Origin of the sequence: Bacillus atrophaeus (genome assembly GCF_001584335.1) — a bacterium.
Lineage (GTDB): Bacteria > Bacillota > Bacilli > Bacillales > Bacillaceae > Bacillus > Bacillus atrophaeus.
On record NZ_LSBB01000021.1, the window covers coordinates 47635 to 55295 of the forward strand.

The 7661-nt window shown below is 40.8% G+C and carries 10 protein-coding genes; all 10 read right to left on the bottom strand.

The annotated features are described in order from the left end of the window. Positions 1-57: 57 nt before the first annotated feature. The 10 genes from yabA to AXI57_RS18975 all read right to left on the bottom strand — a co-directional run bounded on the left by yabA (position 58) and on the right by AXI57_RS18975 (position 7467). Positions 58-417, bottom strand: coding sequence for a replication initiation-control protein YabA (gene yabA, locus AXI57_RS18930; RefSeq protein ID WP_003328601.1), 360 nt, complete (start codon positions 415-417; stop codon positions 58-60). 14 nt (positions 418-431) lie between these two features. Then, a complete protein-coding gene (gene ricT, locus AXI57_RS18935; protein ID WP_003328602.1) occupies positions 432-1259 on the bottom strand; it encodes a competence/sporulation regulator complex protein RicT in 828 nt (275 codons plus the stop codon). 2 nt (positions 1260-1261) lie between these two features. Continuing rightward, positions 1262-2251, bottom strand: a complete 990-nt coding sequence (gene holB / locus AXI57_RS18940; RefSeq protein WP_010787388.1) for a DNA polymerase III subunit delta' — start codon at positions 2249-2251, stop codon at positions 1262-1264. 11 nt (positions 2252-2262) lie between these two features. After that, entirely contained in the window at positions 2263-2703 is a 441-nt protein-coding gene (locus AXI57_RS18945; RefSeq protein WP_003328605.1) for a YaaR family protein, read from the bottom strand. Between the two features lie 12 nt (positions 2704-2715). After that, the gene (darA, locus tag AXI57_RS18950) at positions 2716-3045 is read right to left on the bottom strand and encodes a cyclic di-AMP receptor DarA (protein WP_003328606.1); all 330 of its coding nucleotides are present in this window, start codon (positions 3043-3045) and stop codon (positions 2716-2718) included. A 71-nt stretch (positions 3046-3116) separates the two neighbouring features. Further along, a complete protein-coding gene (gene tmk / locus AXI57_RS18955; protein WP_003328607.1) occupies positions 3117-3755 on the bottom strand; it encodes a dTMP kinase in 639 nt (212 codons plus the stop codon). Next, positions 3752-5191 (bottom strand): aminotransferase class I/II-fold pyridoxal phosphate-dependent enzyme, encoded by a 1440-nt coding sequence (locus AXI57_RS18960; protein ID WP_061670937.1) that lies wholly within the window; start codon positions 5189-5191, stop codon positions 3752-3754. The genes tmk and AXI57_RS18960 overlap by 4 nt, the downstream gene beginning before the upstream one ends. 95 nt (positions 5192-5286) lie before the next feature. Continuing rightward, positions 5287-6486 (bottom strand): toxic anion resistance protein, encoded by a 1200-nt coding sequence (locus AXI57_RS18965; protein WP_061670938.1) that lies wholly within the window; start codon positions 6484-6486, stop codon positions 5287-5289. A 19-nt stretch (positions 6487-6505) separates the two neighbouring features. After that, positions 6506-7120 (bottom strand): 5-bromo-4-chloroindolyl phosphate hydrolysis family protein, encoded by a 615-nt coding sequence (locus AXI57_RS18970; protein WP_061670939.1) that lies wholly within the window; start codon positions 7118-7120, stop codon positions 6506-6508. Positions 7121-7272: 152 nt separating this feature from the next. After that, a complete protein-coding gene (locus tag AXI57_RS18975; protein ID WP_003328611.1) occupies positions 7273-7467 on the bottom strand; it encodes a sigma factor G inhibitor Gin in 195 nt (64 codons plus the stop codon). Positions 7468-7661 lie beyond the last annotated feature (194 nt).

The following is a 7661-nucleotide window of genomic DNA, read 5'->3' on the forward strand; positions in this document are numbered from 1 at the left end:
CCTACCCTTTCAGCAATCTTTGAAAAAGGCTTCCGTCTGCACCGGAAGCCTTTTTGCCTATTTTTTATTTAAGAATGACAGACAGAAGAGACAATCTTCTTTTCGCACACTTCCATAGTGAACGTTACAGATATGAAAGCCTTCCTGATACAGCCGGGCCAGATTATCGTAACCTTCTCCTATATCAGTCTGCTCTGTCTTTTGGTTTTTTGTTTCTTTTTGATCCGCTTCGAATTTTTCAATTCTTTGCGTCGTATCTTCCAGCCTTTTGCGCAAATGCTCGTTTTCAAGCTGTAAATGATGATTTTCTTCAATCATCTCTCCAATATGCTGCTTTAAATCACCCAGCTGGCGGTAAAGCGATCCGATTTGTTCTTCCAGGTTTATGACTGTATCAAATAACTCTTTTTTATCCAAGGTTCCACACCTCGTTAATCTGTGGTTTGCGCGGATACGACGCCCTCTTCCAAGAGCTCTTCCCAAGTATATTCTATCACTTTTTCACGGTTCTTCAGTTCCACCTGAAGCACCCGTTCCAGAATATTAAGTCCGACAACCTTCGCAGGGCCGTTCGCTGTCTTAATCATTTCCCCTATATCCGGCAGCTGTTCCTTTGCTGTCTCATACTCATCGTTTTCGTATTTCAAACAGCACATCAGACGGCCGCATAGACCGGAAATCTTAGTTGGATTCAAGGATAAATTCTGATCCTTCGCCATCTTGATGGATACCGGTTCAAAATCACCCAGAAACGTTGAGCAGCACAGCATTCTTCCGCAAGGACCGATTCCTCCGAGCATTTTTGCCTCGTCTCTGACGCCGATCTGGCGCAGTTCAATCCTTGTTTTAAAAATGGACGCCAAATCCTTAACAAGTTCTCTAAAGTCGACTCTTCCATCGGCTGTGAAATAAAAAATCACTTTATTCCGGTCAAATGTAAATTCCACATCAACCAGTTTCATATCCAAGCCATGGTCACTTACTTTTTTCTGACATACTTCAAATGCCGAAATGGCTTCTTGCTTATTTTCTTCTACAATGAGAAGATCACGCTCATCTGCGACGCGGATTACTTTACGAAGCGGAAGCACGACATCATGCTCATCCACCTGTTTATTTGCTATGACAACCTGCCCGTATTCTACACCTCTGACGGTTTCTACGATGACACAGCTGTCATGTTCTATATCAAATCCGTTTGGATCAAAATAATAAATCTTCCCCGCTTTTTTAAAGCGGACTCCAATTACGTTGTACAAGCTTATCCCTCCTGCAACGTTAACACCAAGTGCTCCATTAATCCTTGCACATTCACATTGGAATGAAGCCGTTTTTTTGCTTCTAAAACAGCGAGAATTTGGTTCGTAACGCTTTGTTGTGTTGATTGTAGCGCGTGCTGTTTTATTGATTGGAATAAGTCTTGATAAATCAGTTTATCTTCATTTCCTATTTGGATGGATAACACATCACGATATATCAATAAGAGCATATCAAGACCCATTTCTTGATGGGCTTTCTCCTTGAAAAAGGGCATCCATTGATCTTGAATAAAGAAAAAGGCATGTCCTTTCCGCTGGTGTAAGACTTCATACAATTTTATCACTTTCGCTCTCGACTCTGCAAACTCATCATTTCGACTTAATTCGACGGCTTCCGATACATTATTGGTCATATTCGCCAAAAGCCTTGCCATATGCGGCGATACGTCCTGTTCTGTCAGTCTGTCTTCTATCGCTTTTGGCTGCAAAGGCTGAAATGCTAGGGTTTGGCACCGAGAGATAATGGTATCTAACAACTTTTGCGGCTGCTCTGTCATCAAGACAGCCATTGTATCTTTATTTGGTTCCTCTAAAAACTTCAACAGACTGTTCGCTGCGTTTGCCGTCATTTTGTCTGCATGCGAAATAATGTAGAGCTTTTTATGCGATTCGAGCCCTGTTTTTGAGAACTCTTCTTGGAGTGCCTGAATTTGTGCCTTTTTTATAGATAAACCGTCGGGATGGACAACATGTAAATCGGGATGGTTTCCAGACTCGATCCTTTTGCAGTTCCGGCAGTTCTCACACGGTTCCGCACCGTCCTCAAGGCAAAAAAAGCTCTTGGCAAGCAGCAATGCCGCATCTAATTTCCCCGTTCCTTTTCTTCCTTCAAACAAATAAGCGTGGGACAGTCTGTCTTTATCTATACTATTATGCAAAAGCCTCATCACTCTGGGCTGCTGCTCCGTCATTTCTTTCCAGGTTATTGCCATTGTATCACTCTCTATGTGTAAAGGTTAATCAATAAACCTTTTATTTCGCCAATACGTTCCAGCAAGTCAATTGCCGGCTGTTCCTGATTCATCATCTCTTCTGTGAGCTGAATCAGTTTCTCATCAATTTCTTTTACAATTCCCAGTTTTCTGCTGTTTCCATATAAATCGAAACTTCTGGCTGTTTCATGCGATAGACCATTGTCTACAGCTTCTTTGACAAAACGCTTTACTAATCCTTTGAATCTGGCCAGGTCTTTAAAGTTTCTGGATTTTGTCAGTCTTTTTCCGAACGCTTCTATATCACTTAAAAGCCTTGTCAGCTGGTCAAACTTCAGTTTGCTGCTTTGGCTGTCCATGGATGTTTTAAAAGACGCAGAGATCTCTGCTGATTTAACAGAAGGAAGCTGCTTTTTTTCTACTATTGTACGTATATCTTGATTAATTTTCACGATTTCAAATCCTTAAAATTGATGAAATTCATCGACCGGAAGGACAAATACCGTCGCACCGCCAACTTCAACTTCAACTGGATAAGGGACGTAGGAATCTGCATTTCCGCCCATTGGAGACACAGGCGCAATCATCTGATCACGTTTTCTTCCATTTTCTTTAATGAGATTGAGCGCTTTTTCTACACGAATATCTTCCACACCAATCATAAATGTCGTATTTCCCGACTTGAGAAATCCTCCGGTAGTAGCCAATTTGGTTACTCTAAAGTTGTGGTCGGTTAACGTCTTTAAAAGCCTGTTGCTATCCTGATCCTGTACAACTGCAACTATTAATTTCATCTTGAAGGCCTCCTTTAGATTGGAAACAACATGAATCACTTACTTTATTATATCAACTAATGAGAAACAGGTCACAACTGAATTTTTTTCAATGCTTCATTTATAACGATTTGGACGTCTTCAATCACGCGCTCTTTTGATTGTGAAGCATCTATTGTACGGAATCTTTTAGGAAAACGCTTCATTAATTCGTGATACCCTTCTCGCACTCTTGTATGAAAGCTGAGCTCTTCAAGATCAAGACGGTTTTTTTCCCTCAATCCATTAGCATGAATCCGGCTTAAGCCTTCTTCCGGCTTGATTGAGAAATAAACGGTCAGGTTGGGCATCATATCTCCGATGGCAAATTCATTGATTGAGAGCACCTCATCGATTCCAAGACCTCTGGCATAACCTTGGTAGGCCAATGAACTATCAATAAATCGATCACATAGAACGATATGTCCCTGTTCCAAAGCCGGTTTCACTTTTTCCACCAAATGCTGGCGTCTTGCTGCTGCATAAAGCAGAGCTTCCGTTTTTGCATCCATCAGAGTATTTTTTTCATTCAAAATGACCTCTCGAATCTGTTCTGCAATGTCTATGCCGCCTGGCTCCCGCGTAGCCGTGACCTGAAGGCCCCTAGCTGCAAGTGATTTTTTGATTTCCTGAAGAACAGTCGTTTTTCCTGCTCCTTCAGGGCCTTCAAATGTAATAAATAAACCGCTCATGATTTCTCCTCTTCTATATATACGAGTAATTGATTTTCTTTCATTTTCATACTGCCCTGAATGTGCGCGTTCATGTTGATTAAGCCGGACAGCTTTTGGATGCTTTCTTCCGTTATTCTTTCTCCCGCCATAATCAGCGGGATTCCCGGCGGATACGGAATTATATTTTCTGCATTCAGCCGGCCCGCCGCTGCTTCAATCTCTATATATTCTTTTTTGAAACCGATTAAAGTCTTTTTATCATATGGAAGAGCAGTCACAGGCGGAAACGCCAAATCAACAGAAACAGACACGAGATCTGGAGGTGTGTCTTCGATCGCTTGCTGAACTTGTTGGACTACATTAGCAGGTATTTTTCTTTTTCCTCCCAGCGGAAGAATAAGCAGCACCTGTTTTTCATCTGCAAGTTCAGAAAATATATTTACACTTTCCAATATTCTTTGCAGCGTATAACCTGAATGACCGCGCCTTGACCGAATCGAAAGTTTCAGAGGATCAGTCTGAATATAGGGGCTGACAGGTTCAATTACTTCAATCTGCGGGATTGAAGCAAACGTTTGTTTAAAATGGTCCAAATGCTGCAAAATTCCTGAAAGCTTTTTTTCCTCGATGACATGCTGTACATAAGCTCTGGCTATATCCAAAGATGCCATAATGGGATAAGAGGGACTGCTGCTCTGCAAACTGCCCAAGTAATAGGCCAGCTTGTCTCTGTTGATCAGACGGCTGTTTACATGCAGATAAGAGCCCATTGTCATAGCAGGAAGGGTTTTATGCGCAGATTGAACAACCACATCCGCTCCCATTTGCAACGCAGATGCAGGAAAGGGCTCGCCAAGAACAAAATGTGCGCCATGTGCTTCATCTACAAGAACGGGGATGCCGTGCTTATGCGCTTTAGCAATGACAGCCGTCAAATCAGCGGTATGTCCATAATAGGTTGGGTTCGTCAGCACAAGACCTTTAGCCGTCGGATAAGCTGCAATGGCTTCTTCAATTATCGCTAAATGAACATGTGTCGGCACATTCATGACTTCATCCATTTCGGGTGATACATAGATCGGCTTTGCCCCAGCCATATCTACGGCATGAAACACTGATTTATGACAATTTCGCTGAATCAATATTGAATCACCAGGTTCGCAAACAGATAAAATCATCGCCAGATTCCCCACTGTGGTGCCATTCACGAGAAAAAAACTTTCGTCTGACCTATACAGACTTGAGACAAGATCTTGCGCTTCTCGAATCACTCCTGAAGGCTGATGCAAGTCGTCAAGCCCTGCAATCTCAGTCATATCAATAGTGAGAAGGGACTGATATATAGATTTAGCTTCATCAAAAAAGACATCTCCATTGTGATGTCCCGGAACGTGAAACGAATAAGCGTTTGTTTGCGCATGATTAACTAATGCAGTATATAAAGGTGTGTTCATCGAAACAATCCTTTGAATAGTTGGTCAAGAGCACTCGGTTTCTAAATAACCGAGGCATGCTCTTATTATATCGTGCATGTGACAGAACTTAAAGCTTAGACTTTTGGTAACTGATTGTTTTGGCTGGCTTTCATAGTCAGAAGTTTTTGCTTTAAATCGCCTTCCATCATCATAAGTTCCTCTTCAGCCTGCCGGCGTTTCATCCTGCCCTCTTCTTGAATGGTCATAGTTTCTTCTAGTGTACTGATCAAGCTTTCCTGCACTTTTTTTAATGTATCAACATCTACCAGACCGCGTTCATTGGCTTTTGCTGTTTCAATTGTATTGGTTTTTAACAGCTCAGCATTTTTCACCAGCAGTTCATTTGTTGTATCGGAAACTTTTTGCTGAGCATCAACGGCACTTCGTTGGCGCAAAAGAGTTAATGCGATCGCCACTTGATTTTTCCAAAGCGGAATGGCCGTCACGATAGATGATTGAATTTTTTCTGCTAATGTCTGGTTTGTGTTTTGGATAAGCCGTATTTGCGGAGCGCTCTGAATGGTAATTTGCCTGCTCAACAGCAAATCGTAAACTCGTTTATCCAGCCTTTCAGCAAATTGAACCATATCGTTCACTTCTTGAACAGCCATCTGATTATGCTCACTTGATTCAGCTTGTTTCTTCAGCTCAGGAATGATCTTTGTTTTTAATTCTTCAATTTTCAGCTCGCCTGCGGCTATATAAATATTTAAAGCGGCAAAGTACTCTTTATTCTTTTCATAAAGCTGCTCTAACAATTTATTATCACTGATTAAAGCATTTTTAGAATGCTCCAGCTTCAAGCTGATTCTGTCAATCTGCACACTTGTTTTTTGGTACCTTGAGAGAACCTCCTGGACAGAGTTTGATACTTTTCCGAACATACGGGAAAGGAAGCGCTTTTTCTTCGATTGCAGCTCGTCAGGGTTCACTTGTTCAAGTTTTTTCATCAGCTCTCCCAAAATAACTCCCACTTCCCCGACATCTTTCTTTTGCACATGGTCAATCATAGAGTGTGAGAAGTCCAACAGCTTGGATTGAGCCTGTGATCCATATAAAACGATGCTTTGCATATTTTTTGGGTCAATTTTCCTCGCAAGCTGAAACGCCTTTTCTTTATTTTCTTCAGGCAGCACATCAACTAGCCTGATCTGCTGTTCTTCCTTTTTTGGGCGTTCCTCGGGTGAAGGAATGCCATTTTCCCCAAATGGATCTGATAATAGATCGTCAAATGCAGCTTCTCTCTTTTGAACCTCCTGATGATCTTTACTCAATTCACTTTCCTCCTTTCTTTCATTTTTTTAAAGAATGCTTCGCTATATCTAATTCAAAGTGTAAGTCATCAATATCTTCTTCCATCACAAGGTTTAGATCTTCTTCTAAACGCTTCGTCAGCTCAGCAAGTGTTATCCGTGTTTCACTCAACGACATGGAAAGAGCTTTGTTTTTTCGCGGATGAGTTGAAAGAAAGCTGTACTTTTCAATCAGTTCTACAATTGAATCAAGAGTCTGGTAAAAAAAACGCTCTGCTTGGTAAAACCGCTTCGGTTCTTTTTTTACAAGGACATAAATTCTTCTTACAATCCTCAGTATTTCTGCATTTTGTTTAAATATCTGAATGCTTTTTGCCTGAAAGAGCGCTTTTCTCAATCGTATGATTTTACCTCTTGCTTCCTCAAGATTCTTCTTGATATAGGTATACTCTTTTCTCGTCAGCTGATGTTTTTTCAAAAAGAGGCGTTTGGAATACCAGCTCCCGGCAGAAAGTGCAGCTCCGCCTGCCGCTACTCCATAGATAAGTGATAAGAAAAAGGGTTGATTCAATACAAAAAAGCTTATGATTCCTATAAAAAAAGAAGTCGTACCGCTTGCTAAGATCCATATCAAAAAACGAAGAAATGGTTTCATACATGATCGACTCCTATAACATACTTTTATTTACTATTATTATCTACTACGTTTGGTCTCTAAACAAGTTTTCTTCTTTATAGTATCAGTTCCTTTGTCTAAAGTGAAAGGCGGTGATCAAAATCCTCAATAAAAAAAAGACCTATTCAGGTCTAAGAATATAATGGCGGTGTATGAATACTTTTTAGCTTTTTCACATAAAAGGCATAGTCTGGGTCTGATGTTGAAGTGGAGATTACCTTTTTTTCGCAATCTGAACATATAAATTTTGTATAAATATGAATCCCTCTATTTTTCTTTTGATCACAAACAATACAAGTTTCCCCATGATTGGACGTTTCGCTCATTATTCCACCTCCGTACTGTATAGCCTTCCCCCAAAACAAACGTTGTATACAATATTTAGATGTTTTTGAAGTTTGCAATTAGTATATGGGCAGCTTAGGCTTTCGGTGTCTGTATATGTTTATATTTAAATGGTCATAAAACAAAAAACCCAGTTCAACATGAACTGGGTTGCGTTGCTTGGCGGCGTCCTACT

Coding starts and splice junctions, on each gene's coding strand:
- AXI57_RS18960 (WP_061670937.1), bottom strand. CDS start 5,191: ATGAACACACCTTTATATACTGCATTAGTTAATCATGCGCAAACAAAC.
- AXI57_RS18970 (WP_061670939.1), bottom strand. CDS start 7,120: ATGAAACCATTTCTTCGTTTTTTGATATGGATCTTAGCAAGCGGTACG.
- tmk (WP_003328607.1), bottom strand. CDS start 3,755: ATGAGCGGTTTATTTATTACATTTGAAGGCCCTGAAGGAGCAGGAAAA.
- holB (WP_010787388.1), bottom strand. CDS start 2,251: ATGGCAATAACCTGGAAAGAAATGACGGAGCAGCAGCCCAGAGTGATG.
- darA (WP_003328606.1), bottom strand. CDS start 3,045: ATGAAATTAATAGTTGCAGTTGTACAGGATCAGGATAGCAACAGGCTT.
- AXI57_RS18975 (WP_003328611.1), bottom strand. CDS start 7,467: ATGAGCGAAACGTCCAATCATGGGGAAACTTGTATTGTTTGTGATCAA.